This is a genomic window from Paenibacillus terreus (assembly GCF_042138595.1).
GTDB classification, from domain to species: Bacteria; Bacillota; Bacilli; order Paenibacillales; family Paenibacillaceae; genus Paenibacillus; species Paenibacillus terreus.
In genome coordinates this window covers 16284-39653 of the sequence record NZ_JBHIRX010000028.1, presented here as the reverse complement: position 1 = coordinate 39653, position 23370 = coordinate 16284, and the positions used below count along the sequence as shown (strand labels likewise).

The following is a 23370-nucleotide window of genomic DNA, read 5'->3' as shown; positions in this document are numbered from 1 at the left end:
TATACAGAACAAATGTTTGATCTATAATGTATAGGAACACACGTTCGCATTCTTTCCTTGAGTTGGAGGGAGCAAGATGGCTAAGACAAATGAGCGGACAATTTTTTTAGCGGATTGTCAGAGCTTTTACGCAAGTGTGGAAAAGGCTTCGCATCCGGAGTACGAAAATAAACCGCTTGCTGTGGCGGGAGACCCCGCACGCAGATCGGGGATTATTTTAGCAGCATGTCCTATAGCAAAAAAACACGGCGTAACTACCGCAGAACGTCTTGGCGAGGCGCTCAAGAAGTGCCCTGATCTGGTCGTTGTACGTCCCCGCATGAAATACTATATTGATGTTTCTCTCAGCATCACCGAGATATACAGGGAATATACGGACTTGGTGGAGGTTTTCAGCGTAGACGAGCAGTTCCTGGATGTGTCCAAAAGCATGCACATATTCGGCGGCGATCCTATGGCCATGGCCCGGAAGATTCAGCAAGAGGTTCTGCTGCAGACCGGGGTATGGGTGCGGATTGGCGTCAGCTCCAACAAGATCCTGGCCAAAATCGCAACAGATATCTGGGCCAAGAAAAACGAGAGCGGCCTCTTTACCCTGCCCAGGAGCGAGATCGAACCTCTGCTGTGGCCGCAGCCGGTCAACAAAATGTTCGGGGTGGGCTCGCGCATGACGGCCCATTTTGCGAAGCTTGGCATGACCACCATCGGGGATATCGCCAGAACGCCCTTGCCGGAACTGAAGCGCAAATTCCGCGCCCATTTTGGCAAGCAGTCGGATATTCAGGCCGAAGTCATGTGGAGAACGGCCAACGGTCTGGACGACAGTCCTGTCGCCCCGCATACGTTCAGCACACAGCAGAAATCGATCGGCCATATGATGACCCTGCCCAAGGACTATCTGGAGCCGAATGAGGTCGAGACCATTCTGCTGGAGCTCACGGAGGAAGTATGCCGCGACACCCGCCGCAAGGGCTATATGGGATCTGTCGTGACCGTCGGCTGCATGTGCAGCCCCTACGAAGCGCCGACCGGATTTTCACGCCAGATGAAGCTGCCCGATCCAACCAACAATACGAATAAAGTTTACAAAACCGTGAAGGAGATTTTTTATAAGTTCTGGAATCATATGCCGGTAAGGCGCCTGGGCGTCAGCCTGAGCGGCTTGACGGATGCGGAGACATACCAGCTCTCCTTCTTTGAGGATGAGGAACGGGCCCGCTCTCTGGAAAAAACCACGGACAGCATCAAGGAACGCTACGGCAGTGCGGCCATCGTAAGAGCCTCCTCTCTTACCCACGCCGGGCAGGCCATGGAAAGATCTTTGAAGATCGGGGGACATTATAAGTAGAGCATTTATAAAGTGGTCGCTTTTTCTTAACCTCTTTTATAGGAGAGTATGCGGCGATACGTCTTTTCATCCTTCAGCTTGCGGAAATGGGACATTGCCGGAAAAAGATTGGCTTCAATAATAGAAACACGCCCTTGCCTGTCTGCTGCAACATCCAGGCCATAAATACGATGTTCGGGGAACAACGCTTCTAATCTTCTGACAGAAAGAAGTGAAACTTTATCTATTTCCGCTTCCAATGCGGCAGCTGGCAAGTAGCTGATCGTTGAACTCTTTATACCCGGATTAAACTTAAGCAGTTTTCCGCTGCTGCGTGTATTGTTGGAAACAATATAACCTTTGCCTGCAACTTTGATCACCTTTCCCGTCACTGTCCACCTGGATGAATTCTTTTTCCGCTGCACGATCACTCTCAGATCAAAGGGCTGTTTGTGTATCGTCGGCCTGTCAATTCTCTGTTGAACCATATATTGGGCAGATCCGGTTTTACTTTTAATATAACGATAGGTATTCTCTCTACCCTGTATCACCGTTTTCATGCTCTCATAATGTATGGCATACCTGTCATGCCCCAGATCCGAAACTTGAATAACTCCCCTGCCGCGGCTCCCCCAAACCGGTTTAACCATGACATGCCGGTGTCTTTCCAGAAGACCCCAAAGCGATTGCTGGCTCATCATCCTAGTTTCCGGTAAATAGGGCGACAAGGCGGTACTCTTTTTCATAAACACATACTTTACCCATTTATTTTTGGCTACCGTTCCCATGGAAACCCACCTTTCTCATGTTGAATTCATAACCGCGAGATATACTCCTCAAGCAATTCCAGGAAAAGCTCCATATCCTTTGCCGTAATGTCCCCGATATTGGCAATCCGGAACGTCTTCAGCCCCTCTAATTTACCGGGGTAGATCATCATGCCTTTACTGTAGAAATAATCATGCATAGATTGGAAATCAAAATCTGTATGTGGTTCATGAATGGAGGTAATGATCCTGGAATGATGCTCTTCAGGAACGATATGGGTTAATCCCAGCCTTTTCAGACCGCTGATCAAAGTTTTCCAGGATGTTGTGTATCTGTCGTAGCGTTTGCTTATACTTTCCTGCTTTAATTCCTCTATGGCTTGCCTTAGCGCGTATAAGGTCTGTACAGGCGGTGTAAACCGCATTTGCGCATGTTCCACAAAATATTGATATTGGGCGTACAGATTCAAATAATAATTTCTTGGTTTCCGGTCTTTCAGCTTCTCGAGTTTGCTTTTCTTGGCGATGACGAACGAAACCCCGGGCATGCCCTGCAGGTTCTTGTTGGAGCTGGAGGCCAGAAAGGAAATGTTCATTTCCTTCATGTCCATCGGAATGGCAGCAAATGAACTCATGGCATCGACCAGCATGTCGATGTGATACCTTTTGCATAATTTTCCGATTTCCTTCACTTTGTTAAGCAGACCGGTTGTTGTCTCATGATGCACTACCGCAAGATGAGATATCTCTCGGCCGGAAGCCTGGATATATCTCTCCAATTCTGCGATATCAATCGCATCGTCAAAGGGGCTTTTGAATTCCAAATAATCGATTCCATACACCGCGGCGATTTCACACATCCGTTTACCGTAGGCACCGTTATTGACAATAACCACGGCTTCGCTGCCAGGGACGGAACTGATCATGGCTTCAACGGCCGCAGTTCCTGATCCGCCAAACAATATGGTCTGATAGTACTCCGGCTCGGCCACCAGACGGGTCAGCTCTGTGGAAATATGCTCCATGACCGCACCAAACTCGGCTTCACGCGGGCATATATCCGGAACCACCTGTGCCCATTTTACACTGTCTGTAGTGGTTGTCGGTCCTGGAGTAAGCAAGATATTCCTCTTTACGGCAGGATACATAAGCTGTTCACTTCCTTGCTCTTCACGGATGGTTTTGAATGAATTCCTGCAAGCGCTCTCTAACCTCGTGAGGTTTTATGGCGGGGCGGGCCAGCTTCTCCCTGGATTGCATGGATATTTTCATATACAGAAAAGTAAGCCCTTTGGTCTCTTTCCATTCTTGTAAACAAGTCTTCAGTTCCTGAAGATCATGGACGTGAATCGACATTGTATACCCGCAGGAGGCAGCAATGCTTACGAAATCCGTATTATGTGAAACGGTGCTCTGCCCTCCTGTGGATTCATGGGCATTATTATCAAGCAGAATATGAATCATATTGCCAGGGTTATAATACCCGTTCGTCGCAAGGCTTCCCATGCGCATCAGCAGGGACCCGTCTCCGTCAATCACAACAATGTTCTTGCCGGGCTGGCTTAAAGCTAGCCCAAGTCCGAAAGAGCCCACACATCCCATCGATCCGACCATATACAGGTTGTTATCCGCATCTTCAATTTCATACAATTCCCGTCCCGTTTTGCCTGTTGTCGCAAGCTGTATCGTATTCCTGTCCTTTAATGAATGAATTACAGACAACGCCTCATACCGGGCAGGCATCTGATTGTCTTTATGGGCATGCCGAATGATCTGGTTGGCATGAATGGAGTTTTGCTGCTTTTGCAAAGGCACTGTGTCAAAGGTCCCTTTCTTGACAACAAAGAAGAACGGCCGGTTCCGGGTTATTTGCTCATTGGCCTGGATCAGCTGCCTTTTGGCCTCCTGCAAATCCTGAGAAAGATACTGCCACTCCACGTTCATTAGCTCCAGCAGCTGTGTTGTGATTCTGCCCATAAGCTCATGCTGAGGCTCGTCGGGGACACCGGGCTCTCCACGCAGGCTGACAAACCCGAGCAGCGGAATACGAAAGGGATAGATCAGGGAGGTTAACGGGGAGACAGCATTTGTTAGCCCTGAATTTTGCATCAGCACAACGGACTTCTGTCCTCCAATAGAAGCAGCGGCAGCAATGGCAACTGCATCTCCTTCGTTGGCTGCAGCAACGTAATCCGTTTCGTTAATAGCATAATTGATTAAATTTTTGAGATAGGAGCACGGCACACCGCTGAAAAAGGCAAATCCTGATTTGCGCAGCTCTTCGCCAAACAGCCTGGTATCCATTATATCCCCTCATGATTCGAATTGGATTTCGATGACGGGAGATATTGCCGTTCTGCAGCTTCCAGCTCTTCTGCCCCTTGAAGCCTGAACACCTCTTCCAATGTCGCCACTTCCCCTTCGACTTGCACAAGGCTCTCCGCCCGATAAATTGTGCGGGATACTTGTTTCATGGCTTCAATGGATGAGCGCAGGTTATGATTTGCCCAAATTACCAGGCTGATCCCGAGATCCCGAAACTTGGCGGTTGGGGTTAAATAATACTTCGTGGGTACGATGACTACAGGCAATCTTCCCGCCCATTCCTTCATAAATGCCTCAATCTCCATAATATCCGGCCGTTTGCTGTGAATTAGCACCGCATCGGCGCCTGCCTTCCGGTATGCTTCCGCCCGCCGCAACGCCTCGTCAAGTCCTCTGCCGGTGATAAATGCCTCCACCCTGGCTACAACTACAAAATCATCATCTGTTTGCGTATCCTTCATCGCCTTGATTTTACCGCAAAATTCTTCGATATCAGCCAAAGGCTGCAGTTGACCGTTTATGAAAGAGTTCATTTTGGGAAATTGCTTATCTTCAATACAGACCCCTGCAATCCCCCGCTGCTCCAGTTTTTTCACCAGGCGTCTTGCATTATTGAAATTACCGTACCCCGTATCCCCATCCAGTAAAATCGGGATAGACGTTGCGTCACTCATGAACTCCAGAACTTCCAGCACCTGGGTCCAGGAGGCTTCGTTATTATCCCTTACCCCCAGCGCCGCCGAGATGGATAACCCGCTTGCCCAAATTCCTTTAAAGCCTGCCTCCTCAACAATTTTGGCGGACAGTCCATTGTGAGCCTCCATGATAAACCCCGGTTTGCCGGAGTCGATCAAGCTTCTGAGCTGCTTTGTTTTATTCATTGGGGCTGTTCTCCTTCCCGTTAAAATATCATGAGGTTGTTCTCCCAAGGCTTCGTTTGTTTGCCAGAATGGTTCTGATCATGGTTCGGTCAGGCAGTTGGGTGAACAGCATGTGGCCTGGACGTGAATTCGCTTCAATGATCCAAATGCGGCCGGTTCCATCTATGGCCAGATCAACACCCAGTTCATGAATCGGATGCCATTTATTAATCGTTTTGGCAATGACAATGGATAGTTGTTCAATTTTGCGATAACAGTTATCCACTTTAGCTGAATTGTTGTGAAAAATGCTTAAGAGAACTTCCCGCAAAGGTGCCGCATGTCCCCCTTTATGAACATTGGTCACAAACTTATGAGGGGCAGCAACACGGGCCGTCATCCCCGAAATCATCCACTTGTGCTTTGGCTTTTGCAGGTATACACGGATATCGAAGATCACCCCATGATACTTGGCTAATCGGAGATCTCTTTGCACCAAATACCGGTCATTTGATTTCCGGTATGAATGAATCGCTTTTAAGACAGAAGATGCCCCTGCAAGCTTCATGCTTGGGCCGCAACGTACCTCATATCCGCTTTTCAATCTCTTGACACGTATAATTCCGCTGCCACCACTCCCTTGATTGGGTTTTATGAAGATGGATGAATAAGTTTTCAGCATCCCCAAAGCCCTTGCGTCTGTCATCCAGTGAGTTTCAGGTAAATGCGGGCGCAAGACAGGGTTCCGCAGCATTTCCCGATACTTCTTCATTTTGCCGACAGCCATTCATATCCTCTTCTCTTGTTAGTTTTGAGTATATTAAAGAGCATATGTATCAATCCTCATTTCTGTATAGACTAACTTCCATTACGGGTTGAGCCTCTTTTTACAATCCCAAAACACTTTTTGTGTTAAGCAGTTTTATCTTCAGATTTTCTTTAGTTTTATCCCCGCAAAATCCTTAGATTCTTTCGTTACTATGTTTATGTCGAAAACAAAACGAGGGGGAATAACAGTTGAGCATCAATGAAAATTTTCTTTTTTTGCAAGGCTTTCTCAAAAATCCAAAACGAGTGGGAAGTGTTATTCCAAGTTCACGATTTTTAGCGGCTAAAATGGTGCAAGCCGTACCATGGAATGAGGTCAAGGCTGTCGCAGAGCTCGGGTCAGGCACAGGTGCCATTACACGTTTCATCAAAACACAGGCAACTGGATCAACAAAAGTGTTATTGTTTGAAATGGATAAGAAAATGAGAAATAATTTGAGGATAGAATATCCGGACTTCGCATGTCATTCAAACGCCTGCCACCTGGATAAAAAAATGAATGAGGAAGGCATCGGTCAGCTTGACTGCATTATTAGCGGGTTGCCATTCTTTAATTTCACGAGTGAAATGCGGGAAACTTTACTTCATCAGATTATGAAGGCACTCAAACCAGGAGGAATGTTTGTCGCCTATCAGTACTCTCTGCAAATGAAAAAACAATTGGCCGAAGAACTGATCATTGAAAAAATCGAGTTTGTACCCTTCAATTTCCCTCCAGCCTTCGTTTATATCTGCCGCAAAAAGGGAAATGCTTCAAATTAAAAAACAGAAAAGGAGCAGCATGAAATGAATACAGTGCTTGTCGTAGATGATGATCCGGAAATTCGCGATGTCATTCACGTATATTTACGCAATGAGGGATACCATGTCATCGAAGCTGCAGATGGTGTGGAAGCGCTGGAAATCATAAAAACAACCTCCGTCCAGCTGGTCATCCTGGATGTCATGATGCCACAAATGGATGGTATTCAGGCATGCATTAAAATAAGGGAAATATCGAGCACACCCATTATCATGCTATCGGCCAAAGAAGAAGATATTGATAAAATCACAGGTCTTACGACCGGAGCGGACGATTACATGATCAAACCCTTTAATCCGCTGGAATTGCTCGCTCGGGTAAAAGCTCAACTGCGGCGGCAATCATTAATAGGAAAAGAAAAATATAATTCCCTGATCCTCATCAAAGATCTTGTTATAGATAAGGCCAAACATTCTGTTACATTGAAAGGAAACAACATTTCACTGACCCCTCTTGAGTTTGCAATTCTGGAGCTGCTTGCAAGCCACCCCGGGCAAGTATTCAGCTCCGAGAAGATTTACGAAAGCGTGTGGAAAGAGCCATACGGATATTCAGATAATACAGTCATGGTCCATATTCGTAATTTGCGGGAAAAAATAGAGGAATCTCCAAGAGAGCCAAAGTACATTAAAACGGTTTGGGGAGTTGGCTATAAAATTGAATGAACATTTGCAAGAGCCAAAGAGAAAAAAGAAGATCCAGGTCAACATTTTAATCAGAATGGTGCTAAGTTTAATTATTGCTATTGCTATCAATGATTGTCTCATTTTACTTTTCTCAAAAGTTGGTAATGCAATGGAATGGCAATGGTTTCTCAATTTCTTCCCTTATTTTCTCACTCCCCTGTTTATTGTTATCTTTATATTTACTTTTTTTGTTTTGACACGACGAATCGTTAAAGACTTAATCACATTGGAACATGGGCTGCAAATGATTTCTGAAGGAGATTTAAAATACCGGGTGAATGTGAAGCGAAAGGATGAACTCGGGAGGGTCGCACATAACATTAATTTGATGGCGGAACGCTTACAGCAGCAGATTGAAAAGGAACGTGAACTGGAAAACTCCAAGATGGAAATGATCACAGGCATTTCGCACGACCTGCGTACGCCGCTTACAAGTATTATCGGTTATCTGGAGCTTTTAAGAACAAATTCATTCCAAAATAAAGAGGAATATACGCGATTTGTGCAAAACACCTATAACAAAGCTGTTCACCTAAAAAAATTGCTTGATGATCTGTTCGAGTATACCCGCCTTAGTTCGATCGAAACCCGCTTGGATCTGAAGAAGATCGATGTATTTCAGCTTCTCGATCAATTGCTTTTTGAATTTGAACCGATCGCCCAGGAAAACGGGATCCATATTGTAAAAGAGATAGGAAGCTCTCCGGTTATAGCCCTCATGGACAGTGGAAAAATCGCCAGGGCGATCGATAATCTGCTGATGAACGCCCTTAAGTACTCTGTAAAACCGGGAACCGTTCGTATTTTAATGAAATCGGGTCATGAACAAATTCATATTGAGGTCGAAAATAAAGGCAAGCCCATAACGCAAGAACAAGAACATAAACTCTTTGAGCGTTTTTATAAAGTTGACCATTCACGAAGCAGCGAAGGTATTCAAACAGGAGCCGGATTAGGCCTCTCTATCGCCAGAAACATTATTGAGCTGCATGGGGGAACCTTAACCCTGAATCATGAAAAAGACATTTTTAAATTTACTCTTACTCTGCCTCTCGAAAAATCTCTGGTGAATCATCGCGGGTCAGAAGGAGCGCCCCTTGGGTAATATATTTGTTGAGGAGCAGTTGCACATATAACTGCTCCCTGGTTCGTGTAAATAGATTATACATGAGCGAGAATGTTGATAAGCTTGGCGTGTCCATTTTTTAATTTACCATTTTCCAAACAGCAGCAATATTTGAAGCAGTACTCTCTACATAATCCCCCGCATGTGCAAAGGCATCCTCCAATGTGGTCACCCCAGGGACAATACTGAATATGGCATCAATCCCATGTTCATAAACAACATGACTATCCTTCGATACATTTCCGGCAATCGCTATTACAGGGACTCCATGTTTTTTAGCCGTTTTAGCAACACCAACCGGAGTTTTGCCAAAGACGGTTTGTCCGTCAATCCTGCCTTCTCCGGTGATCACCAAATCCGCGTCTGCTATAATTTGAGACAGACCGGTTGCTTCGATCACAATCTCGACGCCGCGCTTTAATTCCGAAGGCAAAAAGGCCAGCAATCCTCCCCCAAGGCCGCCTGCAGCACCGGCACCGGGCACATCATTTATGGTTTTGCCAAGATCCCGTTCAATAATCGCCGCGAAATGGCCAAGATTGTGATCCAATTGTAATACCATTTCCGGAGTCGCTCCTTTTTGTGGTCCAAAGATGGCGGATGCTCCCTTTTCCCCGGTAAGCGGATTATCGACATCACATGCGACCTCGATTTTAATATTTGCCAGACGCGAATCTAATTCAGAGAGCTGGATAGAGGCCAGGTTGCGTAAAGCCCCGCCTCCTTCTCCGATTTCCTTTCCATGCTCATCCAGCAGAAGTGCTCCAAGAGCTTTTGCCATTCCTGCACCGCCGTCATTTGTAGCGCTCCCGCCTATACCGATAATGATATGGTTGACACCGTAATCAAGAGCGGCAGCAATTAATTCACCGGTCCCTCTGGTCGTTGTCATGAGGGGGTTTCGTTTCTCAGCCGGTACCAAATGCAAACCTGAAGCGGCAGCCATCTCGATGACGGCTGTTGTTTTATTGCCAAGTATTCCGAAGAAAGCAGCTACCGGTTCACCCAGGGGCCCTGTTACGGTTTTGGTAATCAACTCACCGCCGGTTGCGTCCACCAAAGACTGGACCGTACCCTCTCCTCCGTCGGCCATGGGTACTTTGACATATTCAGCACCGGGAATGACCCGTTTGAAGCCTTTTTCGATAGCCTCAGCCACCTCTAATGCCGATAAACTTTCCTTAAATGAGTCTGGTGCAATGACAATCTTCATCTTTTCCCTCTCCTTGGTTGTTCTACATCTATTGTAAGCGTTTCCCTAGTGTAATACATTGTTCCATACACCAAAAAAAGACTTGGAGCGACCAAGCCTTTTTGTGTATTTGCACAAAACTATTTAATTTGATGTTGCAAAATAGAAAGATAAAGTTCGAGTAAATCCTTAACTTTACGAGGGTCCTTGCCTGTCAACTTAGCAATCCGATCCAGCCGGTAGCGAAGCGTATTGCGGTGAATGAAGAGTCTATCAGCTACTTTATTGACATCTCCATTCTCCTCTACGTATGCCGCCAATGTATCCAATAATTCCCCTTTTTTATCATGGTGTTTTAATTGTTGGAAATATGGCCCAACTCCCTCTCCAATTCCAAGTTCATTGGCCCGAGCCAGGAAAACAGGTAATTTATAATCCTCAAAACAATATATAGTTTTATGAGGATCCAATTTCTGTCCCACTTTCAAAGTGTAGTCTGCCTCCCGGTAAGACTCGGAAACCCCTTCGAAAGATGGATGATAGCTGCCGATGGCAATTTTGCATGGCAACCGTTGATATTTTTCCAATTCATCAGCCCATTTTTGCATTTGATGTAAGGTTTTTGAATAGTCCCATTCCGTTTCCGACATAACCGCTTTTTTTAATATAACGATATAATCAGGATGTATCACATATAAATCGTCTTTTTCCATTTTATTGTGAATCCACTTATACCCATTTGAATGGCTTTCAACCGTCAGGATGACAGCAACCCGCGGAATGTCTAAATTAATCCCGAGCCGCTTCACCCTTTCAAAATACAATGAATTTAAATTTTCCGCTCCGTGCAGCAGCTGGTTGGTCAATTCTTCTTTTAACCGTTCATCCCATTGCATTTCCTCCATGAGAACCGCCTGCTGAAGAATCATTTCTGCCGCCATTTTGACCAATTCTCCGTAATTCCGGATCTCCTCAGGCTCCCCCGTAATCCCGATGACTCCCACGACTTCATCATGGAAGTTAATCGGCAAATTAATGCCGGCTTTAACTCCATGAAGATGCTCCGCTGCGGATTCATTAATTTCAAAACCGGACCGGGTTTCTATGACCTTTACCGCTCCCTCATGAATAGAATGGATCCTTTTTTGATCCCCTGAGCCAATAATGAGCCCTTCCTCATTCATGACATTAATATTCCGGTTTATAATTTGCATGGTTCGGTTCACGATTTCCTGAGCCAGGGATTGATTTAAAAACTTCATACAGCCCCTCTTTTCCAAAGAACTCAGTCCACTAAAAAAGCCTCATCTTTAGACACCCGTACCATCTCGTCTGCAAAGTATTTTTTAAAATATTTGGCGACCCTGATGTGAATATCCTCCCGGTACCAGTCTTGAAAATCCTGCTCCGCAAATAGTTGCGGCATCCCTAATCTCTTCGAACGTTTCCCCATGGCTCCATCGCCAATGTTCAGCGTGTCGATCCAGATGTGATCGGCCGCTCCAATCAATGCTTGCGGGAATTCCGGTGTAAATGGCAGCACAGGAGAAACCGACGCCTGGGTAGTGATGCCCTGTTCATGGAGGTCCCGCAAGGCTTTGATCCGCAAGCGGATTCCGGGCGCATAAGGAGCGAAAATACGTTTTACATCCTCACGATCCGTTTCGACGGTCATGGATACCAGCAGCCTGCATTTGCTTTTCAGCTGAATCAGCAGGTCCAGATCCCGTGTAATCAGCGGGCTTCTTGTCTGGATTTGCAGCATATCCGGCGGGTGGTCCAGCATTTCTTGCAGGATGGCGCGTGTAATTTCCGTTTTCCGTTCAATTGGCTGATATGGGTCTGTTGCCGAAGACATGAAAATATGAACAGTCTTATTTTGTTTGCGCAGCTTCCCTATTTCCTTCCGATAATTATCGGCCGCGTTGACTTTGATGTCCAACCATTGCCCCCAAGGAATCTCCTTGAACCGCTGGATGGGCATTTCCCGCACGTAACAATATATACAAGAAAATGCGCAGCCGCTGTACGGATTAAGAGAATGCGTGAATCCGACATCCAGGTAACCCTTTGCTTCTGTAAGAATTTTTTTGGCAAGAATCTCAGTTGCTTGAATTTGCACATACATCACCCTTCATCTGAAGGTTCATCGTTTAACCTGCATTTGCAGAAATTTTATAGCATTCCCATTAAGGAAGCAAATTGCTCTTTTCCAATTGGATCAGCTAAATACATACTGAACTAAAAACATATAAACGATCGTGCCGCTTGCAATGGATAAAAACATATTTTTCTTCCATATATGGAGAAACACAACTATGGCAATTGAAATGAATTCGGGCAAGCCGTGATTGCCGGATAGAAATTGGGCGTCCTTGATACTGTAAACAACCAGCAAACCCAGCGCCGCCGAAGGCAGCACCTGACCGAGATACTGCACATAACGCGGAGTGGGACGGCCCGGAGGGAAAATAAGAAAGGGAAGAAATCTGGTCAGCATCGTTCCCAAAACAACCATTGCAATCGTGACCATTTGTTCGAATAACGTCATGGACATGCACTTTCACCCGTTTTCTTCTCAAGCTGCTTTCTCATCAAAGTAAGCGCGATGAGGATGATGATCATGGACGGGATAATAAAGCTGCCGCTGCCAAACATAAAAAGACACACAACCGCGATCCCCAGCCCCATTAATGCGCTGTGATGTTTACTCTCTTTCATCCACTGCTCAATAAAAATAACAACAAACAGAGCAGTCATTACAAACTCAAGCCCTTCCATATTGACTTGCACCAGCGCCCCGAACAGCCCGCCAATGGTAGCCCCGATCACCCAGTAGCCGTGGTTTAGCAGAGTCACGAAGAACATGTACCAGCCCTTGTTCACCCCTTGCGGTATATTGGCCGTGTAATTGATGGAGAAGGATTCGTCGCACATGCCGAAAATCAGATATATCTTTTTGAACCCGGTTCCTTTGTACTTTTCCAGCATGGATATTCCATAGAACAGATGACGCGCACATACCATTAAAGCAAGCAGCAATGCCCCTAATGGATTAAAAGCACCCAGCAGCAGATTGACCGCCACAAATTCCATGGAACCGGCAAAAATAAGCAGGCTCATAAAGAAGGCGTACCCGACACCAAAACCGGACACATTCATAAAGATGCCGTAGGCAATGCCCAAAAATAAAAAGCCTGCCAAAATGGGGAGTGTAGCGGGAAAAGCTGTTCGAAATGCCAATTGAAGCTCGTGTTTGTTCATCATGAATGGCTTGCATCTCCTTAAAACGTTAACTTGTCCACGTCATTTTAACAGTGCAAATCCATACAATCAATGCTAGAATTGTATGGATTACAATATTGTGAGGGATGTTCATGCCGATCAATTCTTTTACCGATTACCCCATGTCGTGGAAACCTGACAGAGACGTTTTGAAACGGCCATTTTATCTGTCGCTTGCCTCATTATTGGAACATGACATTATCAATGGATATTTGGCACCAGGTACCAAGCTTCCGCCCCAACGGGAGCTGGCCGATTTTCTGGATGTCAATTTTACGACCATTACACGTGCTTACAAGCTATGTGAGCTTAAAGGTTTAATTTATGCGATTACGGGAAGCGGCACATTCGTTTCCCCCAATGCGGCACGTTCCATCACTATTTCCAAGGATCGAATTTCCAAGGAATGTATTGATTTGGGTTTTGCCGAATCCTTTGAGCAAACCAACAGCATTGTCGCCGAGGCTGCCAAGAAAGTGATGGAGAAAAGCTATCTGGAGCAGCTCTTTAATTACAATGAGCCTACAGGAATAGTTCATCAAAAAGCGGCTGCGCTGAATTGGATGCGGGCTTTTGGCATCCATGCGAATACAGAACATGTGGCCATTGTTTCCGGGGCACTGAATGCGTTGACGATTGCGCTGCTCGCGCTGTTTGAACCGGGTAACCGGATCGCGGTTGATAAGTACACATATGCAAATTTTATAGAGATTTCGAAATCACTGCGGGTTAAGTTAGTCCCCATACCTGGGGACGAGCATGGCATGCTGCCTCATGAGCTTGAACAGCAGTGCCTGCAATGGGGGGTGCATGGCGTATTTCTGATGCCTTCTTGTGGCAATCCCACTACAGTGATGATTCCGGATTACCGCAAAAAAGAATTGGCTGCTGTCATACGAAAGCATCATTTGATCTTGATTGAAGATGATGTTCATGCCTTTCTCTCAGCCGGTATTACAGATGATTACGGCCAGCCTATGTATCAGCTTCTCCCGGATCAAACCGTTTATATTTGCAGCACCTCCAAATCCATCTGCTCCGGCCTGCGGGTGGCATATATGGTGTTTGGCGACGCATTTCAAGAAAAGATTATGAGAGCCATTTTTAATATTAATGTGAAGACCTCTTCATTGGACGCCGAGATCATTACGGAGCTCATTTTGTCCGGAAAAGCAAATGAAATTGTGGCGAAAAAGAAGCAGCTGGCGCAGTCCGCCAACCTTTTATACACCGAGCTCTTCCCGCAGCCCCTGCACACCGGACATCCATTAAGCTTTTATAGATGGCTTCCCTTGCCGGACAAGGTCAATGGATCACAGCTGGAGAGTTATCTATTGGACAAGGGAATCCGTGTCTTTCACTCCGACCGCTTTTTAAGCGGCGCTGGCACACCGGACAACTACTTGAGAGTAGCCCTTTCATCCACAAATTCTTTGGAGGAGTTAAAAAGAGGCCTGGAGATTCTGAAGGAAAATCTCAGGCTTTACTGCGGGTAGCGCAGCGTGGCGATTGAAAAAACACTTGTCCTCCCTGCACTGACAAGCTTCAGACAGGCTCCGGATCACCGGCGACATTAGCCCACGGCTTCGCCGGCTGCAGGGAGCAGCTTCATTGCCGCACTGATGCAGCTATCCATCCAGACAGGCCCTGGATTCGATTTTTTCAAAACAGTAATGCCGATAAACGAAGCTACAAGGGCATGGGCTGTTGCCTTACAGTCGATTCCTGTCTGAAGTTCGCCGGAAGCAATCCCTCGCTTGATCGTTTCTTCAAAAATCACCGCCAAATATTGCTGATGCTCACGGGTCAACACTTCAAATCTGGAATCATGCGGTGCCAGCTCCACCATCGTGTTGACACAAAAGCAGCCGTTTTGCATCATCATGTTGTCTGAAAACGCCCCCTCTGAAAACAGCAATTTGAAAGCCTCTTTTACGCTTGCTGTCTTATTCAGCTTCGAACGGACATTCATGGCATGAAGCTGATTATATTTGCGCAGCGCCGCTTCGAACAAAGAGGACTTATCGCCAAAAGCCGCATATATACTCGGTTTCTGAATCCCCATCCGGGTGGTCAAGTCGCTTAGCGACGTTGCCTCATATCCCTTTTCCCAAAAAAGATGCATGGCCTCTGTCAAAGCCTTTTGTTCGTCAAATTCACGAATTCTAGCCATATGACCTCCACTAATTAATCGGGTCTAATCGTACCGATTGGTATAAAACAATAGTATCCAACTCCCCCTTTAATGTCAATCATCTGTTGACAAATCGAGAAAATAGAAAGTAATATAAATCCAAAATAAAATACCAAACAGTATAAAAAGGAGTTGCCAGCATGTCCAGCTTTCCATCCTTGCCTAAACCGCATAACGCGGAGCTTCCCACAGAGCTGCCACGGTTTGCAGCTGTGTTATATGCAATTGTGTGCGGCTCTGCTGTAGCGACGGTTTATTTTGCCCAGCCATTGCTTGAAGCGATTGCCGAAGAATTCGGCATCTCCCCTGCCGTCATCGGGATTGTCGTCACAGTGACTCAGCTGTGTTATGCCTTGGGTTTGTTTTTCGTTGTCCCTCTTGGCGATTTACTGGACCCGCGCCGCCTCGTGACCGGAATGATGGTTGGTTCAGCGGCTGCTTTAAGCATTGTGGCATTTTCTTCGAATGCTGTGCTGTTATTTCTCGGGATTGGCTTGACCGGGTTTCTGGCCGTAGTTGCCCAGGTGCTCGTAGCACTTGCCGCCCATCGCTCTTCAGCGAGCCGCCGCGGCCAAAACATCGGTCTTGTAACAAGCGGAATCGTCATCGGAATTTTGCTTGCACGCACTTTCGCCGGTGCTCTTGCGGATTTGGCTGGATGGCGGTCGGTGTACCTGGTCTCCGCTTTAATTATGCTGGTCATGGCCTGTGTATTCCTGCGCGTCACACCTGCCGCCCCGTCCCCGCCCCGGCGAATTTCCTACACGGAACTGCTGCGTTCTGTTAAAGGCCTCTTTGTGCAAATTCCGCTATTAAGAGTTCGCGCGCTGCTCGCATTTTTGATCTTTACCGATTTCAGCATATTATGGTCCTCCATGGTGCTGCCGCTCAGCGCTCCGCCTCTTTCGTTAAGTCATACCGCTGTCGGGCTGTTCGGACTGGCAGGCGCAGCGGGCGCGGTGGCGGCAGGCCGGGCCGGACGGCTGGCTGACCGTGGTTTGGGACAGCGGACGACCGGTATTGCGCTCCTTCTGTTACTCATATCCTGGCTGCCGATCGGTTTATTGGGAACATCGCTCTGGCTTTTTGCTGCAGGGGTGGTCATGCTGGATTTTGCGGTACAGGCCGTACACGTGACCAATCAAAGCATGATCTTAAGCGTTCGTCCGGAGGCGCGGAGCCGGTTAACCGCCGGATACATGATCTTCTATTCCTGTGGAAGTGCAGCGGGCGCCGTTGCCTCGACCCTGATTTACTCCTGGGCAGCATGGACGGGAGTATGCCTGCTTGGAGCTGTGGTAAGCGTGGGCACTCTGCTTTTTTGGGTCCTAACGTATAGAACAACCGGTTTTTATTCCCCGCAAAAAGATAGCCAAAGCATAGGATAGACTGGAGTTATGGTACATCCCCTCCTTCTATGTCTATGCCGGATAGATACTGGGGAGTGCTTAAAGAACAATTTCGAATATCTTACAAGAAAGCAGCGCTGAACAAGGGGTTAATTTCCCTTTAAGCCTCTGTTTTTTTCAATCTCAGTTATCTATAGTCAGCCTTGGCATCTTCAGGAAAAATCTCTCTCTCTCTCTTTCAGGACCTCGAAGCAAATGACATCCTTTCTGCTCAGACCTCTTACAAAATGAGTAATATCGGTGTGCCGTTTGATTCATTTTCTTTTAAAGTCAAAGTGAGAAATTTATCAGCCATTTACGTCTATAGAGTACAGACCATGCATGAGCTCTGACAGTTAGGAGGAATAACATGACTCAACCGCCGCAGGACGCGGAGCTAATTGAACGCATAATTGACGGGGACAAGCAGCTATTCGCTGTGCTTGTTGACCGTTACAAGAACAAAATATATGGAATCTTTTGCGGAATGGGGGCCACTCATCAGGATGCGCAGGATTTGGCGCAGGAGACCTTTATCCGCGTTTACCGCAGCTTGCCCAGCCACAGTCAAGGCAGCAGTTTTTTCTCATGGATGTACACGATTGCCGTGAATTTGATGAGAGACCAGCTGCGGAAAAAGCAGCCGATTCTGACATCGGTTACCCCTGAAGCTGTAACGCTTGATGACAAGACGCCTGAACAGCAATTGCTGCAGCAGGAGATGAAACGGGAAATCTATCATCAATTGGATGAGCTCCCCGAGCAATATCGGCTTGTCCTGCTGCTGAAATATACCAACGAGCTAAGCTATGAGGAAATAGCCGACATTGCCAATATGAGTACCTCTCAAGTAAAAAATGCCCTGTACCGCGGCAAAAAAATGCTGAAAAAAAGAATCGAGCGTAAAGGAGGGATTCTGCTTGAGGCCAAAATCAAATGAGAAAGATCAAATGTGGGAGCATATTTTGTTCAGTCAGGGCACGGATGCCGACTTTACGCAAAGGGTCATGCAAGGCCTGGAAGGGGTCGAGATGGATTACAGCAGGCAGAGCAGCCATAAACGTTCGAAACGAAACAGACAGACAAGACGGGTATTCACGGCAGCTGCGGCCGCCTCGGTGATTGTGATTGGCGGTTCACTGCTGGCCTGGAAGCAGCCTCACCTGATACACCATGTCATGAGCATCTTCAGTCCACAACCACAGGGTAATGAAGAGACTGTGCCCCCGGAATTTAAGGCCTGGGAAGAAAGGAAGGAATGGAGCTGGCTCGATGATTATGAAAGATCTAAACCGCTTGGTCTTGTACAAAAACCGAATATCAAGGTGGAAGACAAAGGCTACAGCTTTGAAATTGTAAATGTGATGCTGGACAGCTCACGGCTTGTAATCAATGCAAAACAGCTTGGTCCGGATGGCAGTGAGCTGCAAAGCCCCTTGGAGGACGGCGGTCTCCAGGTAACCGATCTTGAAGGCAATGTGGTTGCTTCGCTGGCAAGAGGAATCAACATGATGGACGGCATGGAGGAATATGTCTTTTTATTCGATAAAACAGTACCTGACCAGATCCTCGTTACAGGGAACCCCGAATATATCAGAGAATCGGTGAATAATGAGGAGACCGGCCGTTTTGAACGTAAAAAAGTCGAGGTTAACTGGAATTTCCAATTTCAGATCGACATGACCAGAGCCAAGAAGCTGCAAACACGCGACGTTCTGCAAGCGGAGTATACTACTCCTGATGGGCTAGAGATGAGCATGGAACAGATGATCCGTACCCCGAACGGTATTCGCCTGGATATGAACTTTAAATTAACGGATGAACTTGCCCAAAAAACAACTGCCGACTGGGGAAGCGACCTCCACATTTGGTACCATCTTGAAACGGATACTTCCCAGGAAAAATTGTATTTTGGGGACGGAATCGGAAGAAGCATGGCCAAAATCATGATGCTGCAGAGTGTTAATAAGGAGAATGGTACATTACCATGGTCTGAAACATGGTACACTGCCCAAGTTCCGCCCGAGACGAAGAAAATACGGTTCGTATTGGACGGATACAGCCTTCCTGTAAAGGAAGAGGCTACTGTCCAGATTGATACCAAGAAACTGAAGCAGGCACCCGTTGAATTTGAAGATAACGGAGACCGAATTACCATCTCGGGCGCCAGTGTTGAACAGGATACGGAATCCAATGACAACGTTCTCCGGCTGCATGCCAAAGGTTTTTACAAGAATAAAGTAACAAGAGACGAATGGTTAGCCTTAGACGGAAACGGCAAAGAATATCCTGTTGAGATTGAGGGAATGGGCAGCGAGAATGAAGACGGCGCCGAGTGGGAGATGGATTTTGTGATGAAAGGCATAAGCCCCGAATTATCCGAATTGACTTTAAAACGTACTGTGGTCGATAAAAAATTCACCGAAGTCAATTGGGCCGTTGATCTTCCTTCCTATACTAACTTGCCGTGGGAAAATAAATAAATTCTGCGCAAAATGACGCCTCCAAAACACATGGGACGTCCCGGGCCGTTTGGCTTTGAGACGTCCTCTTTTTCATATCTCTTATCCCCAACAAAGCAAAACCGGCTTCTCCCTTCCACCCAGCTTGCACATGAATAAGCTTTTTAATTATTAGTGATTAATCAATTACTATACGCTGCAAAATAATTCTTTACTTTCTCTGCTGCAGTTCTCGAATTGTTGCCGTGATCCCGTCTGCATAGCTTGTAGCAGGAATCTTCCCGATATAACGTTTATATTTTTCACCGCTCAAGCGCAGAGGCTCTTCCGTTAAATAAAGCATTTCAACAATCTCCTTCATCACCGGAACAAACAATCCAAGCAGCGATAATCCTATTCTGCCGAGCGGGATCACAGGCTTCTTCGTTCCGCTTGCCTGCCGGGCAATCTGTACAATCTCACGTCCGGAAATAATACCCGTGCCGGGAATGTTCCAGTTCTGCCCGTAGGCATGATCATGTTGCGCAAGCTCCACAACCATACTTGCCGCATCAGGCAGATACACATATTCACGCGGTACCTTCATGTTGCCGATGAAAAAGGCCATTTTCCCTGCAGCGATGGCTTCGAGTGTGCCGCCAAGATAAGAAGCCTGATTCGCCGTCGGCCCGTAATAATCCGGCAAACGGACAATCATGGCTCTCACATTATTCCAGCGGCTGCTGAAGATCATCTGTTCGAAGGCAAGGCGAGTTTTGCCTTTTCTCGTGTGGGGCTGCTTGGGATGGTCCTCGGTAACCTTATCCATTTGTCTTTTCCCATAAGGATAAATGCCGTCGATCGCGACGACCTTTACACCCAGCCGGTTGGCAGCTTCCATGATGGACTCACCCAGCGGAATCAATTTGGTCTCCATCTCATGGTAAGGGACATTGGCGCAATGAAACAAAACGTCGGCATCCTTTGCCGCGGCCGCAATGTCATCCGGCCGGGATGCGTTGCCCACGGCAAGTGACAGATGTGCTGGATTTCCGAGGCGAGCGGCAAGCTCCTCCAACTTTTGCCGGGAACGGCCAAATGCTATGACAGATATTCCCCGCTTTGCCAACTCGGCCGTAATCACCGCTCCTGTTCCGCCTGTTGCACCTACGACAATCGCTTTTTTCATCATGTATCAGCCTCTCTTTTTTAATTTTGTGATTAATCAATCACTAACTTGGTTTCATCATACATTCTTGGATAGTGATCAGTCAATAACTAATTTAAAAAATTTTTATACAGTCCAGAAAAGCGAAGGGACGCCTCAAAGCCATTGGCCTTAAGAGACGTCCCATTTTTTAAATTCAATGATATCCTATCGCCTGTGCGATGACGACAAACACCGCACCCAATACGAACCAGATGGCCAGCAGCGGCCAGAAGAAGCGGACCCATTTCTGATAAGGAATCCCGGATACGGCCAGGCTGCCCATCAGCGCCGAGGAGGTCGGGAGAATCATGTTGGAGAACCCGTCGCCAAGCTGGAAGGCAAGTACGGTCGTCTGCCGTGTAATGCCGAGCAGGTCGGACAGCGGCACCATAATCGGCATCGTGGTTGCAGCCATTCCCGAGCCGGAGGTGATAAAAACGTTCATAATGTTCTGGAATACGTACATGCCCAGCACTTGAACAGAAGCCGGCAGCTCGCCCACCAGCATGGACAGGCCGTATACAATCGAGTCAATGACATTGCCATGATCCAGCACAACAACGATGGAACGGGCAAGCCCGATGATTAGCGCACCATAGGTGATGGCGCTTGCGCCTTTGACAAATTCGGAGGCGATTCGGCTTGGACCGTAGCCTGCGCAGAATCCGGCCACAACACCCATGGACAGAAACAGCGCAGCCAGCTCCTCCATCCACCAGTCCTGTTTGGATACACCCCAGATCAGCAGCGCAAAGCCGGCAGCAATCGTCAGGATCGTCAAATAATGCTTCAGCTGCATGGGAGGCAGGTTGGAGAAATCGACCTCCTTTTCCTCAGCTCCCTTTTCCAGATCATAGATCAAGCCTTGTTCCGGGTTCTTCTTCACTTTGGCTGCATATCTCATGAGATACAGGCTCGTCACCGCAATCAGGACGACAAGAATGATCGCCCGCAACCATAAGCCGGAGAAAACAGGAATTTGGGCAATTGCCTGTGCGAGCCCGACATTAAACGGATTCAGCAGGCCCGCCGTAAAACCGCAGGAAGCACCGAGTGAGATCATCGCCGTTCCGGTTAAAGCATCGAACTTCAGCGCCCGTGCGATTGCGATGCCGATCGGCACGAAAACCATCACTTCCGTTGACATGCCCATCGTAAAGCCGCCCACAGAGAACAGCGTAATAAACACGGGGATGACCCACAGCCCTTTATCCGCGAATGCCCGCGCCACCCTTCCGGTAATCGCTTCGATGGTTCCCGTGGAGTTAATAATGTGGAAGGTACCGCCGATAATCAGGATGAAAAAAACAATATCCGCCGAATCCACCAGCCCGCCGACAATGGACTTCGGAATATCCCACAATGTAACCGGATTGGGGTCGACAGCACTGTAAGAACCGGGTACGAGCAGGGTGCGTCCGCTGGCCTCGTCCTCTACCCGCTTAAATTCCCCCGCAGGCACAGCATAGGTCAGGATGCCCGCAATCAAAGTAAGAATAATAAGAATAACAAACGTATGCGGCATCTTCAGCCATTTCTTTTTTCCGTTCTGTGCTGCGGTACTATTCATGCTGTAACCCCTCGTCTCTCTGTTTTTTCCACTGTTCAAACTCCGTCCGGACAGCCTGTAAAGCCTCCGGTTTTGTATACAGATCATAAGCCGTTAAAGCAAGTGCTTTGGCAGCGGCATTCATTTCGATCATGCCTTCCTCCGAGCCGGCAAGGGCGGCAAACTCCGGAGTATGTGTCGTGGCATCGCCAAGACGGATATAAGGATGGATCGCCGCCGTTACCTGGCTGACATTGCCGATATCCGAGGAGCCGATGCCGCCCTGTGCAGGCGGGTCATGTACCTCCAGCCCCATGTCCTCCAAATTTTGTCTGAACAGCTCAGCCAGCTGACGGTTTGTATTACGCTCTGCGTAGACGAGCCCTTCCTTGATATCCACGGTTGCGCCAAGCCCATCCGCAGCAGCCTGAACGGCCCGGTACACCTTTTTCTGCACGGCAGCCAGGCCGACCACCGTCTCCGCGCGCAAAATAAATACCGCCTCACACAGCTCAGGCACAACGTTGGGAGCGTCGCCTCCCTTGGTAATGATGCCATGAATCCGGACGTCGCTCGTCACGAACTGGCGAACGGAATTGATGGCGACAAAAGCGTTGATCATGGCATCCAGGGCGCTGATCCCCTTCTCCGGCGCTGAAGAAGCGTGGGCCTGTTTTCCGTGGAACGTAAAAGTGACATCCACACAGGCCAAGGCTCCGCGCAGCACCATCGTTTTGTTCTGCGGATGCACCATCATGACGGCATCAACATCATCAAAGACACCATGCTCACACATGATAATTTTGCCGCCGCCTTCCTCTTCAGCCGGGGTGCCAAGCACAATAAGCCGACCGGGCAGCTCTGGCAGCCCATCCTTGAGAGCCAGCGCAGCACCCACAGCCGCCGTACAGATCAGATTATGACCGCAGGCATGGCCGATCGCTGGCAGGGCATCATATTCGGCCAACAGCGCCACCGTCGGCCCTTCCGCTGAGCCTTCCCATACGGCCCGAAAGGAGGTATCCAGTCCGGCAATGCCCTTCTCCACTGTAAAACCGCCGGCAGCAAGCCGCTCGGTAAGCCACTGCTGTGCCTGATGCTCATGGAAGCTGAGCTCCGGATGACTATGGATTTGCTTCGCAAGGATGCGCAGCTCGGGATCATGCTTGTCCACCGCCTGAATGAGTGCTTTCTTTCCGGCATCTTCCCCACTGTAATTTAAAATTGATGTTTCGTTCAAAGCTGTTTCCACCTTCCAAATTGAATAAAAATGTATGCCTAAAGCTTAAAGCTTGATCAGTATGCACTGAAAAACATGACACACACATGTAAGTTAATTCGTTTATTTGAATAAATATTCGATAGGTGTATTGTAAAGAGAATGTTGCAA

22 protein-coding genes are annotated in these 23370 nt (G+C 47.6%); 8 read left to right on the top strand and 14 right to left on the bottom strand.

Features of this window, described 5'->3' with window-relative positions; all coding sequences use genetic code 11:
- Positions 1–76: 76 nt before the first annotated feature.
- Positions 77–1348, top strand: coding sequence for a DNA polymerase IV (locus ACE5KN_RS29555; protein ID WP_375524191.1), 1272 nt, complete (start codon positions 77–79; stop codon positions 1346–1348).
- A gap of 26 nt (positions 1349–1374) precedes the next feature.
- Here the strand turns inward: ACE5KN_RS29555 and ACE5KN_RS29550 are convergent, their stop codons facing one another.
- From ACE5KN_RS29550 to ACE5KN_RS29530, 5 genes are read right to left on the bottom strand one after another with little or no spacing between them, the layout of a single operon-like run.
- A complete protein-coding gene (locus ACE5KN_RS29550; protein ID WP_375524190.1) occupies positions 1375–2115 on the bottom strand; it encodes a YheC/YheD family protein in 741 nt (246 codons plus the stop codon).
- Positions 2116–2141: 26 nt separating this feature from the next.
- Positions 2142–3242 (bottom strand): 2-aminoethylphosphonate aminotransferase, encoded by a 1101-nt coding sequence (locus ACE5KN_RS29545; protein WP_375524189.1) that lies wholly within the window; start codon positions 3240–3242, stop codon positions 2142–2144.
- Between the two features lie 22 nt (positions 3243–3264).
- The gene (gene aepY / locus ACE5KN_RS29540; RefSeq protein ID WP_375524188.1) at positions 3265–4398 is read right to left on the bottom strand and encodes a phosphonopyruvate decarboxylase; all 1134 of its coding nucleotides are present in this window, start codon (positions 4396–4398) and stop codon (positions 3265–3267) included.
- A complete protein-coding gene (gene aepX / locus ACE5KN_RS29535) occupies positions 4398–5300 on the bottom strand; it encodes a phosphoenolpyruvate mutase (RefSeq protein WP_375524187.1) in 903 nt (300 codons plus the stop codon). Before aepX ends, aepY begins: the two co-directional genes overlap by 1 nt.
- A 28-nt stretch (positions 5301–5328) precedes the next feature.
- Positions 5329–6066, bottom strand: a complete 738-nt coding sequence (locus tag ACE5KN_RS29530; RefSeq protein WP_375524186.1) for a YheC/YheD family protein — start codon at positions 6064–6066, stop codon at positions 5329–5331.
- A gap of 230 nt (positions 6067–6296) precedes the next feature.
- On the opposite strand from ACE5KN_RS29530, the gene ACE5KN_RS29525 reads away from it, so the two are divergent.
- From ACE5KN_RS29525 to ACE5KN_RS29515, 3 genes are read left to right on the top strand one after another with little or no spacing between them, the layout of a single operon-like run.
- Complete coding sequence (locus ACE5KN_RS29525) at positions 6297–6869, top strand: class I SAM-dependent methyltransferase (protein WP_375524185.1); 573 nt, start codon at positions 6297–6299, stop codon at positions 6867–6869.
- 24 nt (positions 6870–6893) lie between these two features.
- Positions 6894–7574 carry a response regulator gene (locus ACE5KN_RS29520; RefSeq protein WP_375524184.1) on the top strand — a complete coding sequence of 227 codons (681 nt, stop codon included), beginning with the start codon at positions 6894–6896 and terminating at the stop codon, positions 7572–7574.
- Positions 7567–8700: a sensor histidine kinase gene (locus ACE5KN_RS29515; RefSeq protein WP_375524183.1), complete on the top strand. Its 1134-nt coding sequence runs from the start codon at positions 7567–7569 to the stop codon at positions 8698–8700. Before ACE5KN_RS29520 ends, ACE5KN_RS29515 begins: the two co-directional genes overlap by 8 nt.
- Positions 8701–8800: 100 nt before the next feature.
- Here ACE5KN_RS29515 and ACE5KN_RS29510 read toward each other — a convergent pair whose 3' ends face one another.
- The 5 genes from ACE5KN_RS29510 to azlC form a co-directional block, all read right to left on the bottom strand.
- A complete protein-coding gene (locus ACE5KN_RS29510) occupies positions 8801–9934 on the bottom strand; it encodes a glycerate kinase (RefSeq protein ID WP_375524182.1) in 1134 nt (377 codons plus the stop codon).
- A gap of 119 nt (positions 9935–10053) precedes the next feature.
- Positions 10054–11175 carry a sugar diacid recognition domain-containing protein gene (locus tag ACE5KN_RS29505; protein WP_375524181.1) on the bottom strand — a complete coding sequence of 374 codons (1122 nt, stop codon included), beginning with the start codon at positions 11173–11175 and terminating at the stop codon, positions 10054–10056.
- Positions 11176–11198: 23 nt separating this feature from the next.
- Complete coding sequence (locus ACE5KN_RS29500) at positions 11199–12041, bottom strand: SPL family radical SAM protein (protein ID WP_375533313.1); 843 nt, start codon at positions 12039–12041, stop codon at positions 11199–11201.
- A gap of 93 nt (positions 12042–12134) precedes the next feature.
- Complete coding sequence (locus tag ACE5KN_RS29495; protein ID WP_375524179.1) at positions 12135–12470, bottom strand: branched-chain amino acid transport AzlD family protein; 336 nt, start codon at positions 12468–12470, stop codon at positions 12135–12137.
- On the bottom strand, positions 12461–13180 hold the full coding sequence (azlC, locus tag ACE5KN_RS29490) for an azaleucine resistance protein AzlC (protein ID WP_375524178.1): 720 nt from the start codon (positions 13178–13180) through the stop codon (positions 12461–12463). The genes ACE5KN_RS29495 and azlC overlap by 10 nt, the downstream gene beginning before the upstream one ends.
- Positions 13181–13290: 110 nt before the next feature.
- Between azlC and ACE5KN_RS29485 the strand changes: the two genes are divergently transcribed.
- Positions 13291–14694 carry an aminotransferase-like domain-containing protein gene (locus ACE5KN_RS29485; protein WP_375524177.1) on the top strand — a complete coding sequence of 468 codons (1404 nt, stop codon included), beginning with the start codon at positions 13291–13293 and terminating at the stop codon, positions 14692–14694.
- Between the two features lie 77 nt (positions 14695–14771).
- Here the strand turns inward: ACE5KN_RS29485 and ACE5KN_RS29480 are convergent, their stop codons facing one another.
- On the bottom strand, positions 14772–15371 hold the full coding sequence (locus tag ACE5KN_RS29480) for a TetR/AcrR family transcriptional regulator (RefSeq protein ID WP_375524176.1): 600 nt from the start codon (positions 15369–15371) through the stop codon (positions 14772–14774).
- A 161-nt stretch (positions 15372–15532) separates the two neighbouring features.
- On the opposite strand from ACE5KN_RS29480, the gene ACE5KN_RS29475 reads away from it, so the two are divergent.
- From ACE5KN_RS29475 to ACE5KN_RS29465, 3 genes are all read left to right on the top strand, one after another.
- Positions 15533–16780: an MFS transporter gene (locus ACE5KN_RS29475; RefSeq protein WP_375524175.1), complete on the top strand. Its 1248-nt coding sequence runs from the start codon at positions 15533–15535 to the stop codon at positions 16778–16780.
- A 370-nt stretch (positions 16781–17150) separates the two neighbouring features.
- Entirely contained in the window at positions 17151–17720 is a 570-nt protein-coding gene (locus ACE5KN_RS29470; RefSeq protein ID WP_375524174.1) for an RNA polymerase sigma factor, read from the top strand.
- Positions 17701–19263: a hypothetical protein gene (locus ACE5KN_RS29465; protein WP_375524173.1), complete on the top strand. Its 1563-nt coding sequence runs from the start codon at positions 17701–17703 to the stop codon at positions 19261–19263. The genes ACE5KN_RS29470 and ACE5KN_RS29465 overlap by 20 nt, the downstream gene beginning before the upstream one ends.
- A gap of 190 nt (positions 19264–19453) precedes the next feature.
- Here the strand turns inward: ACE5KN_RS29465 and ACE5KN_RS29460 are convergent, their stop codons facing one another.
- The 3 genes from ACE5KN_RS29460 to ACE5KN_RS29450 all read right to left on the bottom strand — a co-directional run bounded on the left by ACE5KN_RS29460 (position 19454) and on the right by ACE5KN_RS29450 (position 23220).
- Complete coding sequence (locus ACE5KN_RS29460; protein WP_375524228.1) at positions 19454–20410, bottom strand: SDR family NAD(P)-dependent oxidoreductase; 957 nt, start codon at positions 20408–20410, stop codon at positions 19454–19456.
- Positions 20411–20585: 175 nt separating this feature from the next.
- Complete coding sequence (locus ACE5KN_RS29455) at positions 20586–22001, bottom strand: YfcC family protein (RefSeq protein WP_375524172.1); 1416 nt, start codon at positions 21999–22001, stop codon at positions 20586–20588.
- On the bottom strand, positions 21994–23220 hold the full coding sequence (locus ACE5KN_RS29450) for a M20 family metallopeptidase (protein WP_375524171.1): 1227 nt from the start codon (positions 23218–23220) through the stop codon (positions 21994–21996). Before ACE5KN_RS29450 ends, ACE5KN_RS29455 begins: the two co-directional genes overlap by 8 nt.
- Positions 23221–23370: the final 150 nt, after the last annotated feature.

Coding starts and splice junctions, on each gene's coding strand:
- ACE5KN_RS29555 (WP_375524191.1), top strand. CDS start 77: ATGGCTAAGACAAATGAGCGGACAATTTTTTTAGCGGATTGTCAGAGC.
- ACE5KN_RS29550 (WP_375524190.1), bottom strand. CDS start 2,115: ATGGGAACGGTAGCCAAAAATAAATGGGTAAAGTATGTGTTTATGAAA.
- ACE5KN_RS29545 (WP_375524189.1), bottom strand. CDS start 3,242: ATGTATCCTGCCGTAAAGAGGAATATCTTGCTTACTCCAGGACCGACA.
- aepY (WP_375524188.1), bottom strand. CDS start 4,398: ATGGATACCAGGCTGTTTGGCGAAGAGCTGCGCAAATCAGGATTTGCC.
- aepX (WP_375524187.1), bottom strand. CDS start 5,300: ATGAATAAAACAAAGCAGCTCAGAAGCTTGATCGACTCCGGCAAACCG.
- ACE5KN_RS29530 (WP_375524186.1), bottom strand. CDS start 6,066: ATGGCTGTCGGCAAAATGAAGAAGTATCGGGAAATGCTGCGGAACCCT.
- ACE5KN_RS29520 (WP_375524184.1), top strand. CDS start 6,894: ATGAATACAGTGCTTGTCGTAGATGATGATCCGGAAATTCGCGATGTC.
- ACE5KN_RS29510 (WP_375524182.1), bottom strand. CDS start 9,934: ATGAAGATTGTCATTGCACCAGACTCATTTAAGGAAAGTTTATCGGCA.
- ACE5KN_RS29505 (WP_375524181.1), bottom strand. CDS start 11,175: ATGAAGTTTTTAAATCAATCCCTGGCTCAGGAAATCGTGAACCGAACC.
- ACE5KN_RS29500 (WP_375533313.1), bottom strand. CDS start 12,041: ATGTATGTGCAAATTCAAGCAACTGAGATTCTTGCCAAAAAAATTCTT.
- ACE5KN_RS29495 (WP_375524179.1), bottom strand. CDS start 12,470: ATGTCCATGACGTTATTCGAACAAATGGTCACGATTGCAATGGTTGTT.
- azlC (WP_375524178.1), bottom strand. CDS start 13,180: ATGATGAACAAACACGAGCTTCAATTGGCATTTCGAACAGCTTTTCCC.
- ACE5KN_RS29485 (WP_375524177.1), top strand. CDS start 13,291: ATGCCGATCAATTCTTTTACCGATTACCCCATGTCGTGGAAACCTGAC.
- ACE5KN_RS29480 (WP_375524176.1), bottom strand. CDS start 15,371: ATGGCTAGAATTCGTGAATTTGACGAACAAAAGGCTTTGACAGAGGCC.
- ACE5KN_RS29475 (WP_375524175.1), top strand. CDS start 15,533: ATGTCCAGCTTTCCATCCTTGCCTAAACCGCATAACGCGGAGCTTCCC.
- ACE5KN_RS29470 (WP_375524174.1), top strand. CDS start 17,151: ATGACTCAACCGCCGCAGGACGCGGAGCTAATTGAACGCATAATTGAC.
- ACE5KN_RS29460 (WP_375524228.1), bottom strand. CDS start 20,410: ATGAAAAAAGCGATTGTCGTAGGTGCAACAGGCGGAACAGGAGCGGTG.
- ACE5KN_RS29455 (WP_375524172.1), bottom strand. CDS start 22,001: ATGAATAGTACCGCAGCACAGAACGGAAAAAAGAAATGGCTGAAGATG.